The organism is Rhodococcus sp. A14 (assembly GCF_011603105.1).
Classification (GTDB): Bacteria; Actinomycetota; Actinomycetes; order Mycobacteriales; family Mycobacteriaceae; genus Rhodococcus_F; species Rhodococcus_F opacus.
The window spans coordinates 1-19243 of sequence record NZ_JAAOQS010000149.1 but is presented as its reverse complement, the minus strand read 5'-3'; the positions used below and the strand labels follow the sequence as shown (position 1 = coordinate 19243).

The 19243-nt window shown below is 66.6% G+C and carries 26 protein-coding genes and 2 pseudogenes; 16 read left to right on the top strand and 12 right to left on the bottom strand.

Annotated features, from left to right (window positions below):
- The 3 genes and pseudogenes from G9373_RS41260 to G9373_RS41250 all read left to right on the top strand — a co-directional run.
- Positions 1–491 (top strand): multicopper oxidase domain-containing protein (locus tag G9373_RS41260; protein ID WP_167120697.1); only part of this gene is annotated, 491 nt, incomplete at its 5' end.
- A gap of 388 nt (positions 492–879) precedes the next feature.
- Positions 880–1830, top strand: a pseudogene (locus tag G9373_RS41255) (glutamate ABC transporter substrate-binding protein).
- Positions 1831–2252: 422 nt separating this feature from the next.
- The gene (locus G9373_RS41250; RefSeq protein ID WP_005257476.1) at positions 2253–2687 is read left to right on the top strand and encodes a pyridoxamine 5'-phosphate oxidase family protein; all 435 of its coding nucleotides are present in this window, start codon (positions 2253–2255) and stop codon (positions 2685–2687) included.
- 305 nt (positions 2688–2992) lie between these two features.
- Here the strand turns inward: G9373_RS41250 and G9373_RS47990 are convergent, their stop codons facing one another.
- Positions 2993–3154, bottom strand: coding sequence for a hypothetical protein (locus tag G9373_RS47990; protein ID WP_166680670.1), 162 nt, complete (start codon positions 3152–3154; stop codon positions 2993–2995).
- A gap of 291 nt (positions 3155–3445) precedes the next feature.
- Here G9373_RS47990 and G9373_RS41240 point away from each other — a divergent pair, with 291 nt between their 5' ends.
- From G9373_RS41240 to G9373_RS41230, 3 genes are all read left to right on the top strand, one after another.
- Positions 3446–4318, top strand: a complete 873-nt coding sequence (locus G9373_RS41240; RefSeq protein ID WP_240961036.1) for an ABC transporter ATP-binding protein — start codon at positions 3446–3448, stop codon at positions 4316–4318.
- Positions 4315–5115 carry an ABC transporter permease subunit gene (locus G9373_RS41235; RefSeq protein WP_346842913.1) on the top strand — a complete coding sequence of 267 codons (801 nt, stop codon included), beginning with the start codon at positions 4315–4317 and terminating at the stop codon, positions 5113–5115. Before G9373_RS41240 ends, G9373_RS41235 begins: the two co-directional genes overlap by 4 nt.
- A gap of 400 nt (positions 5116–5515) precedes the next feature.
- Complete coding sequence (locus G9373_RS41230) at positions 5516–5827, top strand: hypothetical protein (RefSeq protein ID WP_240961035.1); 312 nt, start codon at positions 5516–5518, stop codon at positions 5825–5827.
- On the opposite strand, the gene G9373_RS41225 is transcribed toward G9373_RS41230, so the two are convergent.
- The 7 genes from G9373_RS41225 to G9373_RS41195 form a co-directional block, all read right to left on the bottom strand.
- Positions 5814–6017 carry a hypothetical protein gene (locus G9373_RS41225; protein WP_120659588.1) on the bottom strand — a complete coding sequence of 68 codons (204 nt, stop codon included), beginning with the start codon at positions 6015–6017 and terminating at the stop codon, positions 5814–5816. The genes G9373_RS41230 and G9373_RS41225 overlap by 14 nt on opposite strands.
- A gap of 133 nt (positions 6018–6150) precedes the next feature.
- A complete protein-coding gene (locus G9373_RS41220) occupies positions 6151–6456 on the bottom strand; it encodes a hypothetical protein (RefSeq protein ID WP_147436995.1) in 306 nt (101 codons plus the stop codon).
- On the bottom strand, positions 6449–6673 hold the full coding sequence (locus G9373_RS41215; RefSeq protein WP_005264209.1) for a DUF3263 domain-containing protein: 225 nt from the start codon (positions 6671–6673) through the stop codon (positions 6449–6451). Before G9373_RS41215 ends, G9373_RS41220 begins: the two co-directional genes overlap by 8 nt.
- Before the next feature lie 199 nt (positions 6674–6872).
- A complete protein-coding gene (locus tag G9373_RS41210) occupies positions 6873–7466 on the bottom strand; it encodes an alpha/beta fold hydrolase (RefSeq protein ID WP_259465594.1) in 594 nt (197 codons plus the stop codon).
- A 486-nt stretch (positions 7467–7952) separates the two neighbouring features.
- Complete coding sequence (locus G9373_RS41205) at positions 7953–8534, bottom strand: heme-binding protein (RefSeq protein WP_054247781.1); 582 nt, start codon at positions 8532–8534, stop codon at positions 7953–7955.
- Positions 8535–8583: 49 nt separating this feature from the next.
- Positions 8584–10266, bottom strand: coding sequence for a long-chain-fatty-acid--CoA ligase (locus G9373_RS41200; protein WP_120659590.1), 1683 nt, complete (start codon positions 10264–10266; stop codon positions 8584–8586).
- A gap of 244 nt (positions 10267–10510) precedes the next feature.
- Positions 10511–10738: a hypothetical protein gene (locus G9373_RS41195; protein WP_005565134.1), complete on the bottom strand. Its 228-nt coding sequence runs from the start codon at positions 10736–10738 to the stop codon at positions 10511–10513.
- Positions 10739–10816: 78 nt separating this feature from the next.
- On the opposite strand from G9373_RS41195, the gene G9373_RS41190 reads away from it, so the two are divergent.
- Positions 10817–11428 (top strand): hypothetical protein, encoded by a 612-nt coding sequence (locus G9373_RS41190; RefSeq protein WP_259465595.1) that lies wholly within the window; start codon positions 10817–10819, stop codon positions 11426–11428.
- Between the two features lie 187 nt (positions 11429–11615).
- Here the strand turns inward: G9373_RS41190 and G9373_RS41185 are convergent, their stop codons facing one another.
- The 3 genes from G9373_RS41185 to G9373_RS41175 all read right to left on the bottom strand — a co-directional run bounded on the left by G9373_RS41185 (position 11616) and on the right by G9373_RS41175 (position 12980).
- Positions 11616–11999, bottom strand: coding sequence for a WhiB family transcriptional regulator (locus G9373_RS41185; protein ID WP_081315274.1), 384 nt, complete (start codon positions 11997–11999; stop codon positions 11616–11618).
- 90 nt (positions 12000–12089) lie between these two features.
- Positions 12090–12320: a DUF3263 domain-containing protein gene (locus G9373_RS41180; RefSeq protein ID WP_005565129.1), complete on the bottom strand. Its 231-nt coding sequence runs from the start codon at positions 12318–12320 to the stop codon at positions 12090–12092.
- A gap of 147 nt (positions 12321–12467) precedes the next feature.
- Positions 12468–12980: an STAS domain-containing protein gene (locus G9373_RS41175; protein WP_259465596.1), complete on the bottom strand. Its 513-nt coding sequence runs from the start codon at positions 12978–12980 to the stop codon at positions 12468–12470.
- A gap of 359 nt (positions 12981–13339) precedes the next feature.
- On the opposite strand from G9373_RS41175, the pseudogene G9373_RS48415 reads away from it, so the two are divergent.
- The 5 genes and pseudogenes from G9373_RS48415 to G9373_RS47210 all read left to right on the top strand — a co-directional run.
- A pseudogene (locus tag G9373_RS48415) lies at positions 13340–13502 on the top strand (N-formylglutamate amidohydrolase); the annotation flags it as partial.
- 193 nt (positions 13503–13695) lie between these two features.
- Positions 13696–14514 (top strand): TspO/MBR family protein, encoded by an 819-nt coding sequence (locus G9373_RS41170; protein ID WP_043788945.1) that lies wholly within the window; start codon positions 13696–13698, stop codon positions 14512–14514.
- Positions 14515–14960: 446 nt separating this feature from the next.
- Complete coding sequence (locus G9373_RS41165; RefSeq protein WP_240482936.1) at positions 14961–15404, top strand: nitroreductase family deazaflavin-dependent oxidoreductase; 444 nt, start codon at positions 14961–14963, stop codon at positions 15402–15404.
- Between the two features lie 279 nt (positions 15405–15683).
- Complete coding sequence (locus G9373_RS41160; RefSeq protein WP_054247775.1) at positions 15684–16043, top strand: GAF domain-containing protein; 360 nt, start codon at positions 15684–15686, stop codon at positions 16041–16043.
- Complete coding sequence (locus tag G9373_RS47210) at positions 16043–16168, top strand: ANTAR domain-containing protein (RefSeq protein ID WP_005264248.1); 126 nt, start codon at positions 16043–16045, stop codon at positions 16166–16168. Before G9373_RS41160 ends, G9373_RS47210 begins: the two co-directional genes overlap by 1 nt.
- An 8-nt stretch (positions 16169–16176) precedes the next feature.
- On the opposite strand, the gene G9373_RS41155 is transcribed toward G9373_RS47210, so the two are convergent.
- A complete protein-coding gene (locus G9373_RS41155) occupies positions 16177–16419 on the bottom strand; it encodes a hypothetical protein (protein WP_166680669.1) in 243 nt (80 codons plus the stop codon).
- A 250-nt stretch (positions 16420–16669) separates the two neighbouring features.
- On the opposite strand from G9373_RS41155, the gene G9373_RS41150 reads away from it, so the two are divergent.
- The 4 genes from G9373_RS41150 to G9373_RS41135 all read left to right on the top strand — a co-directional run bounded on the left by G9373_RS41150 (position 16670) and on the right by G9373_RS41135 (position 19179).
- Entirely contained in the window at positions 16670–16888 is a 219-nt protein-coding gene (locus tag G9373_RS41150) for a hypothetical protein (RefSeq protein ID WP_167120695.1), read from the top strand.
- Positions 16889–17096: 208 nt separating this feature from the next.
- On the top strand, positions 17097–17417 hold the full coding sequence (locus tag G9373_RS41145) for a hypothetical protein (RefSeq protein ID WP_231137833.1): 321 nt from the start codon (positions 17097–17099) through the stop codon (positions 17415–17417).
- A 188-nt stretch (positions 17418–17605) separates the two neighbouring features.
- On the top strand, positions 17606–18646 hold the full coding sequence (locus G9373_RS41140) for an NAD(P)-dependent alcohol dehydrogenase (RefSeq protein WP_005565115.1): 1041 nt from the start codon (positions 17606–17608) through the stop codon (positions 18644–18646).
- A gap of 224 nt (positions 18647–18870) precedes the next feature.
- Positions 18871–19179 carry a hypothetical protein gene (locus G9373_RS41135; protein ID WP_259465597.1) on the top strand — a complete coding sequence of 103 codons (309 nt, stop codon included), beginning with the start codon at positions 18871–18873 and terminating at the stop codon, positions 19177–19179.
- Positions 19180–19243: the final 64 nt, after the last annotated feature.

Here is a 19243-nt window from a genome sequence, read left to right as displayed (position 1 = left end):
CGACGGGGACGGTCCTTGCCACTGTCGAGGTCGCGGGTGCTGCCGCCTCGCCGCCGGCTCCGGTTCCCCCGCAGCCGTCGCCGCGTGACCTGAGACGCGAAACCGTTGCCGCCACCAAGACGTTCACCTTCGGGGTGGGAATGGGAATGGCCATGGGCGCCGGCGGGATGCGGTTCACGATCGACGGCCGCGAGTACGATCCCGACCGCACCGACCACACGGTACGGGTGGGCACCGTCGAGGAATGGACCCTCGTCAACGACTCGCCTATGGAGCACTCGCTGCACCTGCATGTGTGGCCGATGCAGCTCCTGCGCACCGGCGGACGGGAGGTCACCGAGATCGCCTGGCAGGACGTGGTCAACATCCCGTCCCGCAACCGGGTGACGGTCCGCGTCGCGTTCGACGACTACCCCGGCCGCACCGTCTATCACTGCCACATCCTCGACCACGAAGACCTTGGCATGATGGGCGTCATCGAGGCGCGATGACCCCCACCGAGAACGTGCGATCGAAGAATTTTCGCGTACTTACGCAACCCGCCTGCCGCCGGAGTCACCCTGGAAATCCGATGAATCCCACCGCACGAAGAAGGCGGCGGGGACACCCGCGGACAGGGTGGCGGCTCCGGAGACGGGGCAGTTCAAGGCTGCGGACGTCCGCACGTGAGAGGGCCCACCGCTTTGGACACCGCCGCGATGTCGGCGCACATCCCGTCTCGCCATCGTTGCCGCAGGTGCAGGTGGTCTCGAGCTCACGCTCTCGACCGAACGAGCACCGGCCGATGACACGGTTCGACGACGAACTCGCAATACCGAGCTTTCCTGTGTCGGGGTTCGCTCCCCGGCTGCTTCGCCACGGCAGTCCGTCGCTGCGCTCCTGGCGGTCTCGTTGTGTGCGGCGTGTGGGGTACCCGAGGTTCTTCCACCGCCCCCTACCGGTGACTATTCCCAATTCCACCTGCCCGATGGTGCCCAAGTGTTACCGCCCCCGAGCGTCGTTCCACCTGTCCCACAGGATCCCTCCACCTGCGACGCACTGTCGAGCCTGCGACCCGATCCCTGATTGCGACCGGAGACGGCGCCACCCGGCACCGCGCTGGCCACCATCGCCGCACGCGGCCGGCTGATCGTCGGAACCGACCAGAACACGAACTTGCTCAGCTTCCGGGATCCCACCACAGGCACCCTGCAGGGGTTCGATATCGACCTGGCAAGGGAAATCGCCCGCGACCTCTTCGGAGACCCGGCGAACGTCGAGTTCCGACTGCTGACCTCTACCGGGCGCTTCGAGGCGTTGGAAAACAACGAAGTCGACCTCGTAGTCCATGCCACCTCCATCACATGCGAACGCGCCGCACGCGTCGGATTCTCCACCGTGTACTTCGAGGCGTTCCAGCGCCTGCTCGTACCGAAGGGATCCGGCATCTCCTCGCCGGCGGACCTGGCCGGGAAACGGGTCTGCACCTTCATCGACACCACCTCCCTCGCCACCGTCCAGCGCGTCGCACCCACCGCCACGGTCGTCGCGGTCCCCGACTGGGACGATTGCCTGACCACCCTGCAGCACGGCCGATGCGGCCAGCACCGACAACTCCATCCTCGCCGGCCTCGCAGCTCAGGATCCCCACCTCGAGCTCGTCGGCCCGAACCTGGAACTCGAGCCGTACGGTGTCGTCACAAACAAGAGCAACGACGACCTGGTGCGCGTCGTGAACGCAACACTCGGAACGAGTGCGTACCGCACGGAACATGGATGAGGATGTACGACAAATGGTTACGCCTGGTAGGGCCGACCGGCGGCCCACCAGCGCCGAGCTATCGGGACTGACACGGTGACCGGGTGCGAAGGTCATCGGTATGTCGCCACTCGCCTGGATCTGATCCCGCGGACCTGGATGTGATCCCGCAGGTGACGGTCGCCGATCGGATCCTCGGAGACCTGCACCGCGGAGACCGGGTCCGGCGCTCCACTGGCAAGGAGCCGGACCCAGGACGACCACGGGCGCACGGTGACAGCGGGATTCGCACGGACTCGAGGCGCGGGGCGCCATACCGAAGACGAGATCGACTGAGCTCACTTCGCTGACTGTGACCCCCGCGCGCGACCACGTCGATCTCCGCATTCTTCGCCCATTCGATCCGACCGAGGTAGACGTCGGTCAACGCATTGCGGGCGGATCTCCGGCGGGGGTGAGGCATCAGCTTGCCCAACATTCTGACAATGACAGTCTTCGGGTGCCATCATCAGACATGGGCTATGACACGGATGAATCAGCCGAGCAACCGATCACCGAACTGGACTCGGAGACGAGCTGGCAGTTGCTCAGCTCGGGCGCCTTGGGGCGGCTTGCCTTGAGCGTGTCCGGGCGGGTCGACATCTTTCCCGTCAACTACGTCGTCCACGAAGGCAAGGTGTACTTCCGAACCGCTGAGGGATCCAAGCTCGTCGAGCTCACCATCCACCGGGACGTCGCCTTCGAGGTGGACGAAATAGCCGAGAAATCGGGCTGGAGCGTCATCGTCCACGGCACCGCGCGTCGCCTCCAAAAGCTCAGCGAGGTCGCCGCAGCCGACGAGTTGCCTTTGCGGTCATGGCTGGCCACCCCCAAGTTCAATTACGTCGAGATCACACCCACCGAAATCACCGGTCGCCGCCTCATCTTCAGCGACGAACCGGACCGCTGAACCGCCCTAACTGCCTCGGCTCTCCTCCGCGCTGCCACCCCAAACAACCCTGCAGTGACGTGCGGTACCAAGTACGCGGCCGAGACGTAGCGGGAAGAGGGTACGGCGCCAGGCTTCTGCATGAGGCGCCGGAGAGTTGGGATGGGATCGGACCGCGTTCCCTGTTGGAGAAGTACGTACCTTGTGAGGCAGGACGCCATGGACCCCGATCGCCGCCGCCCCGCCCTTCAAGGGCTCGGACGGACCCTCACGACCGGCGAGTGCATGCCGCTGCTGCGGTCGGTTCCCTCGGCCTGAGCCTGCTACTAGCCGGTGCCCGCCGCACCTCCCGACGCGGCCGCCTCGCCCGCCACGAAACCGACGTCGTAAGCCAGGACCGCGACCATCTCGCCGAACAACAACGCGGGAACGTCAACGCCGATTCCAACCCCACCGACAGACGTGACTGGCGGCACCCATTCGGCCACCGATCAGACTGCACCGCAACCAGCTCCACCCCCTGCCGCCAAACCGAGGGCGCGGTTGTGGAAACTCCGGTACCCGGTGGTGAACAGTGTGCTCGGGTTCTCTGACGGGCTGATGTATTCGCTGTTGTACGAGTGCAAGCTCGGGCCGGTAACGTAGTTTCTCGTGAACGGGCTCCCTGCCACGCTCGATGCCGATCATCGGTGTCTCGTGACGGCGCCCAGACCGTGAAAACTGCGAAGCCGCACGTTCGGCACCCTCCTCAGCAGGCCGCGGTCGACAGCGTCATCGAAATGCATGGATTGTCGAAACGCTTCGGTGGTCTTATCGCCGTCGACGCGCTCGACCTCGACGTCCATCGGGGTGAGGTCTTCGGGTATCTCGGCCCCAACGGGTCGGGGAAGAGCACGACGATCCGCATGCTGTTCGACTTCATCCGGCCGTCCACCGGAACCTACACCGTCCTCGGTGGCAGCGGCGCCGACCCGGCCATTCGCCGCCGGCTCGGCTACATCCCCGGCGAGCTCCAGTTCGACCCCAGATACACGACGGCAGACCTGATCGCGTTCTACGGCCGCCTTCGCGGTGGAGTCGACACGACCTACGTCGACGAGCTTCTCGAACGCTTCGACCTCGATCCAGTGCGTCCGATCGGACAACTCTCCACGGGCAACCGCCGCAAGACCGCAATCGTGCAGGCGTTCATGCATCGTCCGGAGCTGTTGATCCTGGACGAACCCACGGCGGGTCTCGACCCCTTGCTGCAACACGAGTTCCACCAGCTGATCGGCGACGTCAAACGCGACGGCACGACGGTGTTCCTGTCCTCACACGTCCTGCCCGAGGTGGAAGCGCTCGCCGACCGGGTCGGGATCTTGAGGAAGGGCCGGCTCGTCACGGTGGCGGCCATCGACCAGCTCCAGCGCCAAGCCCGCCAGCACATCGACCTGTACGTTGCCCGCGAAGCAAGCGCCGAGCCGTTCGAGAGCCTTCCGGGCGTCCTCAGCGCTACATCGTCCGGTACGGTGATCAGGCTCGTCATCGAGGGGAACGTCGACGCCGTCCTCAAGCAGGCCGCGACGCTGCCGGTGCGGCGGATCGTCACCCACGAGACCGATCTCGAGGACGCCTTCCTCAGCTTGTACCGGGACGAGCCGAGCCCGTGAGGGTCCTTGGGCGTTACCTCGAGGACCGGCGCCGCTCAATGGTGTGGTGGTCGGGCGGCGTGGCTGCCTACGTGGCGGTCAACAACGCGTTCTACCCGACGATCAAGAACGTGACGGGCATCGAGAACCTCGTCAAGGACCTTCCGGATACGTTCAAGACCCTGATCGGCTCGAGCGACCAGATACTCATCACCTCGCCCGCGGGGTACCTGCAGGGACGTTTGTTCGGCCTCATCCTGCCCGTCCTGCTGTTGATCTTCGCCGTGGGAGCGGGCGCGTACGCGATCGGCGGCAGCGAGGAGGACGGCACCCTCGAACTGCTCTTGTCCAACCCGGTGACCCGCGGACGCGTCCTGATCGAGCGATTAGTCGCAGTGGTCGCGCTGTCGCTCGGCCTTGGGATCGTCACCACCGCGAGCCTCCTCGCGTTCTCCCCGCCGTTCGGCTTGCTCGAGGGCGTATCGATCCCCGGGCTCGTCGCGGCGGTGTTCGCGGCGACCGCATTCGGGCTGATGCACGGTGCGATCGCGTTTGCTGCGGGCGCCTGGACGGGCCGACGGTCGGTGGCGATCGCCACGGCCGCAACCGTGGCTGTGATGGGAAATCTCCTCAACGCCGTCGCGGCATCGAGCGAGAGCTTGCACATCTTGCGCTTCGCCTCGCCCTGGCACTGGTACGGGGGCCGCAACATGCTCGCGCAGGGAATCGCGCTCGAGCCGTTCCTCGCTCCGATTGCCGTTTTCGTGGTCTGCGCGGCGGTGGCCCTGTGGAGCTTTCGACGGCGGGACCTGCACTGACCCACCGCACGTGGGGTGACGTCGAACCGGTGTACCGGACTCATGCCGTATCCGCGAGCAGCGTGGCAGTTTCAGCAGTTCCCTGCACGGACCCCAGAGGAGCTAGTCGTTGGTGCAGACTTCATCCGAATGGGAGGCGCAATAGTCATGTGCACAACGCGATCATCTACTTGCTGAAGCCCATTCGCGATATCTGGGCGCAGCCGTGCAGTGCGCGGACGGCGGTGGCGGCAGCGAGGACGCCCGCTGTGGCCTGGCGGCGGATTCCCTCCAGCCACGAATCCAGGCCACCCCTCCGGTGGTGATTGCCATGAGCGTCGTCGATGCTCCCGTCCTACCCTGAGTTGAGGCCGCCCGGGTAATGGTCGGCGGTGCCGTCGTCGACCGCTGAAGGAGTCCCGTGTCCGGTGACACAGATCCGGAACTCACTCCCGCCCCGCGTGGTCGGATCACCCACATGCTCAGCGCCCGCCCGTTGCTGCTCCTCGCGTTCGCGTTCGCGGTCATGGCGGACCCCGTATCCTCCGTGGCGTACGCGATCGAGGCTGCACTGCGAGCCCTGGGCGGTGATCTCGCTCTGCTGATCCCGACCATGGGAGCAGTCGTTGCCATCATCGCGGTGGTGAGCGTGAACTACCAGCAGCTGATTGCCCGTTACCCGCAGGGCGGCGACGGCCAGCGGCGAGGCCTTCGGCGGGCTATGTGTGGGTGAGAACGACCGCAAGGAACAACAGACCGTTCACGATGCCGGTGATGCCGGCCGTGATCCCGGCGGCAACGTCGACGGGCATGCGATGGGGTGTTCTTCTACCTGTCCGGTAGGCGGTGATCCCGGCCGTCACCGCACCCACACCCACGATCACACCGATGCCGTACGCCCAGAACAGGGCGACAGACAACACCCCGCAGAGAAATGACACCTGCCCGTATCGGTGCTCCCGTGCCTGGTCGCCGGTCCCACGGCTGTGACCGGCTCCTCTCATGATTACCCGCAAACCCCACCGCTGACTTCCCTTGTTGCCGCCCCGCTCCGGGTCACAGGTTGGGCAAGACCGCGGCGAGGAACAACACACCGGCCGTGATTCCGGACAGCCCGGCCAGAACGCCGAGGACCGCCTCCACGGGAATCGGTTCCTGCGTAGCGCGGGCGCGATCTCGGGCAACAGCTGCTACGACGAGAGCGCCCAGACCCAGCAGCACACCCACTCCGAAGGCCCAGAACGCCACGACCGAGAGGGCACCGAACATCACCGCCAGATCACCGGCAGCGTTTTCCCGTGCCGACCCTGCCGGCACGGGGTGCTTGCGTGATTCGGGAGCGACCATCATGGGTCTATTCATCGAGCCACAGTCGTCGCCGGCACACCCGCAGCATCGCCGAGGCTTCGGACGGGGTGAGGGTCTCGGGTGGGTCGGTTTCGAGAAGGTCCTCGAGCCGCCGGAAGAACGTGGCCGGGGGTAGCCCGAACTCGGTTTCGATGTCGTCGGCGGGGCCGCCTCCGAGGCGATACCAGCGGCGCTCGAAATCGACCAATTCCGCAGTGTCTGTCTCGGGCATCGGTGTCACCTTCCCATCCGGTCCGGCCGGTAGGTCAGATCGCATTCTGGGCGGCCGTGCCGGGAGTACTTCCGAAGTGATGTCCTCGGGTGGATGACCCCTCGGGAACACCACTGACCGTATGACGATTGTGCGGCTCGGTTGTAGGGTCCGAAGACCTCACCCGCGAACACCACGGCTTGCCCGACCGGCACCGGCGTCAGGCGGCGCTGCCGTCGGCCACGGCAGCCGGGAACGCGCCGGCGACCGGCTGATCGAACGCGGCGGGAAGTGGCTGGTGGATGACGTTGGTGATGAGCTCGCCGAAGGCGTGCGGGTCGTCCATCAGCCAGGCGTGCCCGCCCGGCATGGTGATCGTGTGCGGATCCCCCAGTGCGGCCTGCAGTGACAGGGACGTGGATTCGGGGATGATCGTGTCCCGCTTGCTCCACACCACGAAGATCGGAAGTCGACGTTCGGCGAGAGCGGCGAGTTCCGGGGCAAGGTTCGCGGTGCGGGCGAGGTGGGCGACCTCCCACACCGCGCCCGGGTTGCGCAGCACGTTGGGCACCGCGTCGCGCAAAACGACCGGCAGGACACGAGTCAGTTGCCGGCCGGGCAGCAGATCGGCCGGCAGGTGCAGACCCCAGTCCCACAGCGGACGATCACGCAGTGCGCGCACCACCCCGCGGCCGTCGGTCCACGCGGAACCGCCGATGGAATTGACCAGCACCAAACGTTCGGCCAGATCGGGCAATCGGTGGGCCGTGGTGATCGCGACGCCCCCACCGAACGAATGACCGACGACGGTCACGGGCCGGGGCAGGCCAATGGTGTCGGCGAACTGCCCCCCAGTGGGCGTACCCGGGAAGAGTTCTCTGCGCCTCCGGCAGACGGGCGGTGCCTCCGACACCGGGGAGTGCCGGGACATACACACGCATACCCATTCCGATCAGCTGCTCGAGCGGGCGGGTGTAGGCCGCTCCACTGAGCCCCCAACCGTGCAGGAACAGCACCCGCTGCCCGAAGCCGCCGACCCCGTACCGGGCGATCCGGCCGTCGATGCGCACCGACCGCCACCGCAGACCGGAGCACGGTGGCTGCGACCCAACGTTCGTGTTCATACCTTCCATCACACGACGATCGCGCGGATGCGCCCAGGGCCGCCGGGCCTTCACTTGGTTACCAAGGTCCCCTTTTTCTACCCGGTGTGCTCGAGGCGGTGCCTTCACGCTGCCCTGCAAGCGGCCGCGAAGGTCGTCATCGTTGTCGGCAAGGCTGTCGCCACCTCGCCCGCGGATCAGCGCGCCGCTACCCGGACCACCACCTCGTTGCGACGGAGGAATGGGATGGTCCACGGCGGATCGTAGAACCAGGCGACGGGTTCACCGTTCGGGACCCACGCGGTGTCATCCAACGCGCGCAGCAGTTCAGCGGTGCGCGCAGCGACCGCCCCGGGGCCGCGGTCGCCTGTGAAACGCAGCGCCGCGACCGTCTCACCGGGGACCTCCACGAGTTCCACGTTCTGGTCCTTGGGAATGGGCAAAGCTTCCATCGTCCATTTCGACGGCATGTAGAACCGGACGACCCACGAGTCGCCCGGACCGCCGACCTGGGATACCGGCGAGGTCATCGCGATCTTCGACTTACTCACGTTGGCGCCGAAGATGTATCCGGCCAGGCGCCGGAACCCTGCGTTACGGGCACTCTCCTCGTCTCCGGGCACCGTGGTCTCGGCAGCGACACGCGGACCGTACCGGCGGATCTCGAGGCCTCGAATCTTCTCCTGGACGTCGTAGCGAGGCTCTTCGGTGCCGCTGCGAATTCCTACCAGCGACCCAAAACCCTTCGCCACATCGGTCGCGATCGTCACCAACCCCATCTCGGCCTCCTTGTCGGATTGCTTCGCCGTGAACTCTTACGGGACACCTCTAGGTCTTCATCAACGACTCGCGCACCACGCGACGCAGAACCTTGCCAATCTGGGAACGCGGTAGATCTTCGACCACCACCACCTTCCGAGGCACCTTGTATGCCGTCAGATGGGTTCGGCAATGCTCCCGCGCCGCCTCGGCGTCGAACTCGCTTTCCGATGCAACCACCGCCGCGACCACTTCTTCACTGCCGCTCGGTGTCGGCAGGCCCACAACGGCGACGTCGGTCACTCCGGGGAACAGTCGCAGCGCCTCTTCCACCTCGGACGGCATGACGTTGAATCCACCGGTGATGATCAGTTCCTTGATGCGATCCACAACCGTGACGAAGCCGCCAGGATCAACTTGGACAATGTCGCCGGTTCGGAACCAGCCGCCTTCGAGCAGCGCTTCCCGCGTCTTTTCGGGTTTGTTCCAGTACCCGGTGAACACTTGAGGCCCTCGAATCAGCAGCTCGCCGCGTTCCCCTGGCTCCACATCATCGATGGGATTGTCGGGATGCACGACCCGAATCTCGGTGCTGGGAAAAGGAACTCCGACGGCACCTGGGCGACGCGCGAGCCCGATCGGATTTCCGAGCGCGACCGGAGACGTCTCGGTGAGCCCGTAGCCCTCGACGAGCAACCCACCGGTGACCGTTTCCCACAGTTCGAGTGTCGCTGCCGGCAACGGCATCGCCCCGGAGATCGCGTAACGAGCCGACGTCAGGTCCACACCTCGCTCCTGTGCGGCACGCGCGAGTCGCTCGTATATCGGTGGCACCGCGGGGAGAAATGTCGGCGGATGTCTCTTCGCTGCGGCCAACACCAGGTCGACGTCGAACTTCGGAAACAGCACCAGGCGTGCGCCGATACTCATCGCGAACGTCAGACACAGCGTGAGCCCGTAGGCGTGAAACATTGGGAGAACGGCGTATACAACCTCCTCGCCGTCCACAAGTCCTGGAACCCACGCGCGTCCCTGCTCGGCGTTGGCGGCGAGGTTCCGGTGACTGAGCATGGCGCCCTTCGGGGTGCCTGTGGTGCCGCTCGTGTATTGCACCGCCGCCAGATCACCGACGGTGGGTCGGGGATAAGCCGGATCGATTCGCCCCTTGGTCAGCAGCTGCTTCCACGGAACCGCTGCCGGCGCCGGAGCGGTCAACTCGTTCCGAAGCTTCCGCGCCCTCGCGATGGGCAACGCCAGGCCGATCCGTTTGGTCAGGGGCATCGATTGCGTAATGTTCACCGCAACGACGTGCTGGAGGGCCGTCTCGCCGGAGAACTCGCGGAGCATCGTGCACACTTTGTCCCAGGCGATTGCGACCTTTGCACCGTGGTCCGCAAGCTGGTGCGCCATCTCCCGAGAGGTGTAGAGCGGATTGTGCTCGACCACCACACCGCCGATCCGCAGCACGGCGTAGAACGCGACAACGTGTTCGGGGCAGTTCGGCATGATCAGAGCCACCCGGTCACCGTGGCTGACGCCGAGGCGCCGCAGTCCCTCGGCCGCACGTTGTACGCGGTCATCGAGCTCGGTATAGGTGAGTTCCGCTGCGAAGAACTCGAGCGCCGGTCTGGGCCCGAACCTTGCCACCGAGGCGTCGAACATGTCGACCAGTGACGTCTCCGGGATTTCGATGTCCGCTGGAACGCCTTCTGCGTAGCTGCTGAGCCACACCCGTTCGACACTCTTTCTCATACGGACCACCTGACCCTGTCGCACCTCGTCGCCCTAGGACTGCCGCGCAGTGCTCCGCGCGGTCGGCTAATGGCATCCCGACCCCGTCGGGTCGGCGTCATCGCTGGGCTTGCCGCCGAACCTACGACCGTCCGACACGTACTTCTAGAGGCGTTGGACCCCGGCAGGTGGCGACGTCGATGATGATCTGCCCGAGGCCGCGCGACGGATACAACCTCTGCACCGCGCCTGCGGCCAGTCCGGGTCAGTTGACCGACCATCCCGGTGCGTGCCCGAGACCCTGCCATTCCCGCTGCCACTGCGAACGGTGGTGTTTGTCGAGCAGCCAATGGACCCCGAGTAGGAGCAGGCCGCAGCCGACCGTTCCGAGCATCAGGAACCCGAGTGCCGCGCCGATGGCCCCGAGTGCGTTGTCGGTGGCGGTGTTCGGGGCGGCCATGTAGTTGCCGTCTTTGTCGACCCAGACGGTCACCGTCTGTCCGGCCCACGCCCCGGTACCTCGCTGACTCCCGAACAGTGGTCGAGTCAAACCGATTGCCCCGCATGGGATGTGCGACAGCTTGCGTGCCACGTCCTCGGCATGGCGGCGTATGCATCGTCGATCCGCGAGGGCCGCCGGCAACAGAGGCTCGCGCACAAGGCCCTCGCAACCCACGGCGGAGGTGAGTTCATCGATCAACTCACCGACCTCCAGGTCCCAGAGCGCGCCGCGCTGACCCCAGCGCAGATCACCAAGCAATTCCACGCCATCGGCCGCGGCGCAGCGAAGGGACGCCGGCGCACACCCGCGATCATTCGCCGACACCGAATGCCCGAACCGCAGACGATCGGAGGAATCAGCGAATGGTGGTCCATCGGGTTCGTCACCGACGTGATCCTCACCCGCGATGTCTGGATGCATCGTGTGGATCTCAGCCGGGCCATCGGCCGACCGCTGCGCCTGTCCGCCGACCACGACGGCGAACTGATAGCCGACATGGCACGCGAGTGGGCGGGGCGCCACGGACAACCGTTCCGGCTGCACCTCACCGGTCCCGTCGGGGGTGCGTGGTCGTCGGGCACCGACGGCGAAACCCTCGAGGTCGACGCCCTCGAGTTCTGCCGCATCCTCTCCGGGCGGGAACCCGGAAACGGGCTGCTCGCAACCCCGGTGCCCTTCTAGGGCTGCGCCACACGAGATCGTGATCACCTCGGATACCACACCGAATTGGACACGACATCAGCGTTCTCAACGATCAACTCGCCTCGAGGCTCAGGTCGTAGTCCTCGTCGGTGAGAAACCATGGGTCAACGCGCGGCAACCTGATGGTGGAAGCCGCCCTCGGCGTGAGGGCGGACGTCGTCGATTGTCAGAGTAGGCGCTCGGCGCTGGTCCGTGCATCTCGTCGCCGACGCCGGTGTGTGCGCCGTCTGCGGTCGGCCTCGGACATCCCACCCCACGTTCCGTACGGTTCGGCAACGGCCAGGGCGTACTCGCGGCATTCGATGAGCACCCGACAGTCCTGGCAGACGCGTTTGGCGTGCGCTTCGCGCCGCGCCCGGTCGCGGCCGCGCTCCCCCTCCGGGGAGAAGAACAACGACGACTCGACGTTCCGGCACGACCCCAGGATGCGCCAATCTCCGTAATCACGGTCGGTGGACAGCCCGGTCCGCAGCGAATTTTCACGGCGGGAAGCCGACGCAGTGCTCGGCGCACGAGCGGGTACAGAAGTCATGGGATCGGTGTCACTCATCTCAGTTTCGGATTTTGCGCGGCGAACGTGCCACGTGTAGTGACATCGGTTGGACAACAACATGAAGCACCGTGCGCCCTGTTCGGCGGATCAGGTGCCCAGCCAGAGCCGTCGACGGGCGACGGTGGTCATTCGCTCGACCAGCACCGGCCGCAGGGGTGCCAGCGCAGCGACGTCGAGGTATGCGACCAGTGTCCGGAAGAACGCCGCGGTGTCCATCCCGAAATCGGCCATGATGACCTCGGCCGGTCCGCCGCCGTGGGCGCACCACCGCAATTCGAAGGCCACCATTCGGCTCAGCTCCGTCATGTCCGTGGCCATCTGCGCCCCTGGTGGTTCGGTGCACCGGTTGCCGCACAACGGGTCCGGACCCTGGGCTGACGCGAACTCGGTTGCCCGGGCCGAGGTGGTGGGTAATCCATCGGGTGGCCAACCGGGCAGTAGCCACAGTGCATCGGCACGGCGCTGTCATCGGGCAACGCTCTGCCCTCCGGGGCAACCGGGACCCACGGCGAGGACTGTGTGAGAGCAGTTCGATGGACCAAGGATCGGAAATATCGGATCCTCGCTGCCGGCGGAGGTCTGGGGTGAGCGGGCGGCGTGGAATGCGTTGGCGACGGTGTCGAAGCAGGGCACCGCTGCACCGATGCCGATCCGGTCCAGGATCGAGCGCACATCGGCGGATGCGGCCAAAGTCAGGCGGCACCGCTGCGCCGACAGATCGGTGGCGGTGCGGTGCAATGCTGCCAACCCGGGGCACCCGAGAAAAGGAACATGTAGCAGGTCGACGACGACACTGTGACCGGTCAGCACCGATTCGCCGAGACAGGCCGACAGCACCGGCACGGTGCCGGCGTCCACGTTCCCGGCCACCCGGATCACGACCGGGCCGCCGGGGGATTCGTCGATGTCGATGCGGAATTCGGTGGCCCCGGCAGCGATGGTGTTCGACCGCCAGGTGTCCGCTAACCAGGACTTCACCTGTGCCGGAGAGTCGACAACGGAATGGAAAAGGTCATGAGGTTCCTCCGGGGTGGGACCGACCCGAAAAACCCAAAAAAGAAAGGGCTGAGAATCGTAGCCGGGAACGGACACTGTCTGCCGGGCTGTGAACTCAACCTCTGCCCTCAACGATAACGCGCATTTCCCAGGAAGCAACCCGCACCCGGATTCGGGCGATACCGCACAAACCCCGCCGCCGCGGCCGCGAATCCGCGGCGGTGTCGCGTGGGCGCTACCAGACGAAACGCACACCAGGTAGGGGCAAGGGATACCGTTGAGCAACTCCTATCCCCGTCCCCGCCGGCTCGAACGCCAGAGCGCCGCACAGCGGACACCAGCTGCCGACTCTGGCCACCGATGACTCGGCGGATCCGCACTCATCACGGTGTCGGCCCCGTATGGGGGATCGACATCGAGCTATGAAAACACGCGTCCATCGCACCGTTCGACGTCGCGGCCGAGCAGTGGTTCCCTGCGGCGGCCAGGTTCGCCGTCACGGTCACGACCGCCAGCGGCTCGCTTCCCCGGCCGCCCCGCACACGACGCGATTCGGACACTCGGATACGACACGATCGCCGCACGACCCTAGAAGCGCCGCAGCACTTCTCGCCCATCACTAGGCTCGACACGATGGCGCTCAGAACGCCTGAGACAGGGCGTTGACGACGGATCTTCCTACCGGAAAAGGGTGGCCATGAGCCGATCGATCGAACAGCCCGGTCACGACGGCACCCGGGTGCTCGTCGTGATCATCTCCGCGGCAGTGGCGATCGTAGGCTCCTTCATCGGCTCGGGGGCGCTGTTGGGAACCCCGATCGCCCAGGTCGCCGACGGCGCCCTCGCCGCGGACGCCACCGCCGTCGCCCCCGGCGGGCCCGCCTTCTCGATCTGGACACTGATCTATCTGGGATTCATCGCGCACGCGATCTGGCAGGCCCTACCCGCCCACCGCGCCGACGTTCGACAACGGCGCCTCGGGTGGTGGCTCGCCGCCTCGATGATCCTGAACGCGGCATGGATAACCTGCGTCCAATTCGAACAGCTCTGGCTCAGTGTCCTGGTCATCATCGCCCTCCTCGCCGTGCTGACGGTCGCCTTCGGGGTCCTGACCACCGAGAGGCCCTCCAGCCGCGTCGAGGCGGTCGTCGTCGACGCCACCGCATACGTCTACCTCGGCTGGGTGTGCGTCGCCGTGGTCGCCAACATCGCCGCAACACTGGCTGCCGCCGACATCGATCCGTTCAGACTCGGACCCGACACCTGGGCCGTACTCGTCCTCACCACCGTCGCCCTGGTCGCCATCCTCCTCGCCGTCGCCGGCCACGGACGCGTCACCGTCACAGCCGCGATCGTGTGGGGCCTTGCCTGGATAGTGGTGGCCCCAACCACCGGCGACGGCCTCAACTCGCGGCCGGCCGCCATCGCTGCGGCCGTCGCCGCCACCGTAGCCGTACTCGCCACCGCAATCGCTCGCGTACCTCGGCAGCAACCGACAACCCGAACACTCAAATGACCATGTAATCAATTTCGCACCCACCACGCACACCGATGGAACATGTCGCCTCTACTGGTCAAACGCTAGGTTTGCTCAGGGAGCGCCTCCATAGTCAGCCGGTGTGCGAGGTGATGACCGGCAGGCTCAGTACCCTGCCCTCCCCCGGTGCTCACTGACGCTGGCAGCATCAGCGCCGCCTGCAAACATCAACTCGACTCCCTCCTTCCTCGAGCAGTACAAATACTTCATCGCCGGTGTGAGCACCCCGCCGCGGCTGCTCAAACAATTCGACCAGATCCGGGCCGACCTCGGCGGCGTAGGGATTGCGGTGCGGTCCATAGCGCAGCAGAGTGGGAATGGCACGGCCGGTGCATACGGACGTGATGGGCGATGGCGGCATGCTCCACGTACCGCGGCTCGCCGGGCCCCTCCGGTTCGAGGCCGAAAGATGGGTGAGCACGGTGGTGAGTGAGCAAACGAAGGCCCGAATTCAGCACGATCTCGACGCCCGGTTCGGCCGGTTCGGGGTGTGGCTCTATCGCGTGACGAGGGGCCGCATCGTGCGGCCGTGGGGGCGACGAGTCCTGGTGCTGACGACCCGGGGCCGGCGCACCGGGCTGGCTCGGTCGGTTCTGCTCCAGTACTTCCCCGACGGCGCCGACCGCATCGTCGTGGCCGCTAACAGTGGCCGCCCGACACATCCTGCCTGGTACCACAACCTGACGGCGACTCCCGCGGCGACGGTCGAGGTCGACGGGCACCGCCTGCTCGTGCGCGCCGTCGAGCTCACCGATGCGGAGGCGAAGCAGTGGTGGCCGAGGGTGGTGGCGATCGCTCCGTCCTACGCCCGGATCCCCGAGCGGACCACCCGACGCATCCCGTTGATCCGACTCGTTGCCGCGAACTGACCGGCGATGGCCCGGGTTCGCGGCGCGCAGGTCCGGGCGCCTGCGGTAGTAGGGGGTCGATGGCTGCGATCCGATCGGTTTCCGGTCCCGGTGTTCAGGTAAGACCACCTGCTCGGATTCGCTGGGCAGTCCGGTGAGGGCGGAAACGGTCGGTAGCTCCAGGGCACCCGCACCTCGTTCATCGCGACGCGGTTCCCGGTGCGTTGGATGAGTTGCGGTCGGCGGCGGCCGCCGAGGAACCCCTCGAGACGGTGCTGGGCAGCAGTATGCGGCGGATCGGTGCGTGTCTGGACGCCGCTCGCACCCGGGAAGCGGTCCGGGCCGTCGTCGGGGACCACGCCGCGCAGTGGCCGGAGTTCGCCTGCGGCCGCCGCGGGGGCCGGAATCGGTGCGTGCCTGTCGGTCCCGTTGGTCGTCGACAGCACGGTACCGGGCGAGTTGGTCGGCTCGTTCAACGTCTACAGTGACCGGGGCGAGGCATTCGATCCGTTCGACGAGAAGTTGATGCGGTTGCCGACCACCGCGGCGGCGGCCGCGATCAGCAACGCCCGCCGCTGGCAGGCGGCCGGTGAGACGATCGCACAACTCGAGGTCGTGTTGGGGTCCCGGGCGGAGATCGACCAGGCCAAGGTGTGCTGATGGCGGAGCACCGCGTCACCGCGGAGGAGGCGTTCCAGCATCTGGTGCAGGTCTCGCAACGCACGAACACCACACTGTCCGAGGTGGCCCGGAATCTGATGGCATCGATCACCCAGGACCGCTGACCCCCGCATCAAAACGAGTGTCCCGCATGCGAGGAGACGCCTTGGTGTGACCTCTGATGCGGGTTGTCAGCACGGGGCTGGTGCGGCGGTGTGGGTTGCCGGCGGGCGGCGAACTGTCGGACGTAGTCCTGAATGGCAGGGCCGGTGCGGGCGGGCAGCAGCAGCGGCCGAGTCTGGTTGAGCCGCTGACCGTGATCGCCGGTCCCCTCGCCGACCACACCGAAGCCGTTCTGCGGGAAGCGCTCGGCCACGTCCTCACGCCCACGCCCGAACGGGCACGATCACCCTCACCGTCACGGTCGACGATGTCCTCACCCTCGACGTCACCGACGACGAAGCCGAGTCGCCTTCCTGGCTGCGGCGACGCCGGACACGGACCGAAGGGTTCGACGGGGCGTGTTGGTGACGTTGTCCTCTACGCGCGCACCGGGAGCAGCGAAAGACTGGACACAGCCCCGGATAGGCTGCAGCCTGCAGCGCCACGGAGGGAAGAGGGAACCGATGTTCTCGCCGTCTTCTCTGCGACCCGCCCGACTCGACGACAGTCCCGCGTTACCGGGTTACATGGCACCGCGATTCGCGTTCGGTGCCGCGACGGCGGCGACCGTGCCCACCGCAATGGTCACCGGGTCCGCGCTCATCGCCGCGGCCGCCGGACTCCTCGTCCTCCTCGCCGTCGCCGTTGCCGTTGCCGTTGCCGTTGCCTCGATACTGATCTGACACCGCCGGTCGAAAAGCCCGCCGAGACAGCGGCCGAAGTGCGCCGGGTGCGGTGCTCGTCCGCACCCTTCCTCCCGGCTCACACCGGGGTGTCGACGTGCGCATACATCGCGCGCAGTCGAGTGAACGGGCGGCAGCGCCACCGGGGACCCGGCGGCCGGTCCGATTGTCCTGTGTGTGCATGAGTGAGGAAGTCACAATGGGCCGCATGGCGGCAGAACCGAAGATGCTGCGGGTCGAGCTGGAAGAGGTCGGGGCGCGGCACTGGTGGGCTGCGCTGTTGGCGACCCTGGCCTCGCAATCGGGGAACGCGTACATGCGGTTCGTCGGTGTCGTCGACGGCCGGCCTCGGTATGTCAGTTCCACCTTCCCGGTTCCCCGCACGTGGGGCACCGTCCCGCCGCAGGAAGCGTGGGCGCCGGGGATGACGGCGTCCCTGGCGGAGCTGCGCCGCACCATCGAGGATGATGGTTGGCATGAGGTTGGCCGCGGACAGCAATCCTGGTCACTGACCTATCAGCGTCGCTGACACGAGACACGCTGGCCCACATCACAATCGAGATGCAGACAGTCCGGGTCGGTGAGGAATAGGTGCCTCGCACACGACAACAGAAGTCACCGGAGCGTCCTCGCCTTCTGCCGTTGTGCTGCCCGGACGTGTTTCAGGCGCGCATGCTCGGAGGGAACACGTCGATCCACGCGACCGGAGGAGCATGCATGAGGGCGATCCAGTATCGAACCATCGGCCGTGAGCCCGAGCTCGTCGACATCCCCACTCCCGAGCCGGGGCCCGGGCAGGTGCTGCTTCAGGTCACCGCTGCCGGGGTCTGTCACTCCGATGCATTCCTGATGGGGCTGCCGCGTGAGCAGTACACGTTCGGTCTGCCGCTGACCCTCGGGCACGAAGGCGCCGGCCGCGTCGCCGCGGTCGGGGCCGGTGTGGACGACGGTCTGCTCGGAGTCAATGCCCTGGTCTACGGGCCCTGGGGGTGCGGGCAATGCTGGCACTGCGCGCAGGGCATGGAGAACTACTGTTCCCGGGCCGCGGATCTCGGTATCGTCCCGCCCGGGCTCGGTGCCCCCGGGGCGATCGCCGAGTACATGATCGTCGATTCGCCGCGGCATCTCGTCCCGATCGGAGAACTCGACCCGGTGACAACGGTTCCGTTGACCGACGCCGGACTCACCCCGTATCACGCGATCACACGATCGCTGGGCAAGCTGCGGGCCGGCTCCAGCGCCGTGGTCATCGGGGCCGGCGGTCTCGGCCACGTCGCCATCCAACTTCTGCGGCATCTGTCGCCGGCACGGGTGATCGCCCTCGATGTCAGCGAGGACAAACTCGAGCTGGCCCGGTCAGTGGGTGCGCACGAGGTGCTGCGCAGCGATGCCGGCGCCGCAGAGGGGGTGCGCAGGTTCACCGGACCGGCCGGGGCGGCGCTGGTACTGGATTTCGTGGGGATGCAGCCGACATTGGATCTGTCGATGGCCGTCGCCGGGGTCGGTTCCGACGTCGCGATCGTCGGCTTGGGTGACGGGCAGGCGGCTGCCCAGGTCGGATTCTTCCGCGGCGCCTACGAGACCAATGTCGCCGTTCCCTATTGGGGTGCCCGGCACGAGTTGATCGAACTCGTCGAACTGGCTCGTCAGGGTGTGCTCGATATTGCGGTGGAGCGGTTCGACCTCGACGACGGGGTGGAGGCGTACCGGCGGCTGCTGGCCGGAACGTTACGCGGACGTGCGGTCATCGTGCCGTGAATATGTCGGAGTGCGACACCGGAAGGCCCGCAGTGGTGGGCCTGCTCACTTCTCCTGTTCCGGTGGGTCGGGGTCGGCAGGCACACCCTCCTCGTGCGCGCCGCCGAGCTCACCGTGGAGGCGAAGCAGTGTTGGTCCGACTCGTCCCCGCGGTCTGACCGGCGATGGTCCGGGTCCGCGGCAGCCTCGACATCGCTCGACCGGTCGAGGAGGTTTTCGACTTCGTGGCCGATCAGCGCAACGAGGTGCGCTACAACCCAGCCATGACCGACTCGATCAAGATCACCGACGGGCCGATCGGGGTGGGGACACGGTTCCACGCAACCATTCTTCGCCGAGGCAAACCACTCGCGGTGATCGTCGAGTACACCGGGTTCGACCGCCCTCACCTGCTGGCGTCCCGCAGCGTCATGAAGGGTGCGGTCGTTACCGGACAGGTGCGATGCGAACCCGTTGCGGGCGGCGGCAGGAACGCACCATCTGGACGGGCCTCGAGCACGTCCTCGAAGCCGGGACCGACACCGTCTGATTAGCCCGCCCCTGACATTTCGGGCAGGGGTGCGGTCCAGGTCAGGCGGGTTCCGCCGGGGGTGGGGG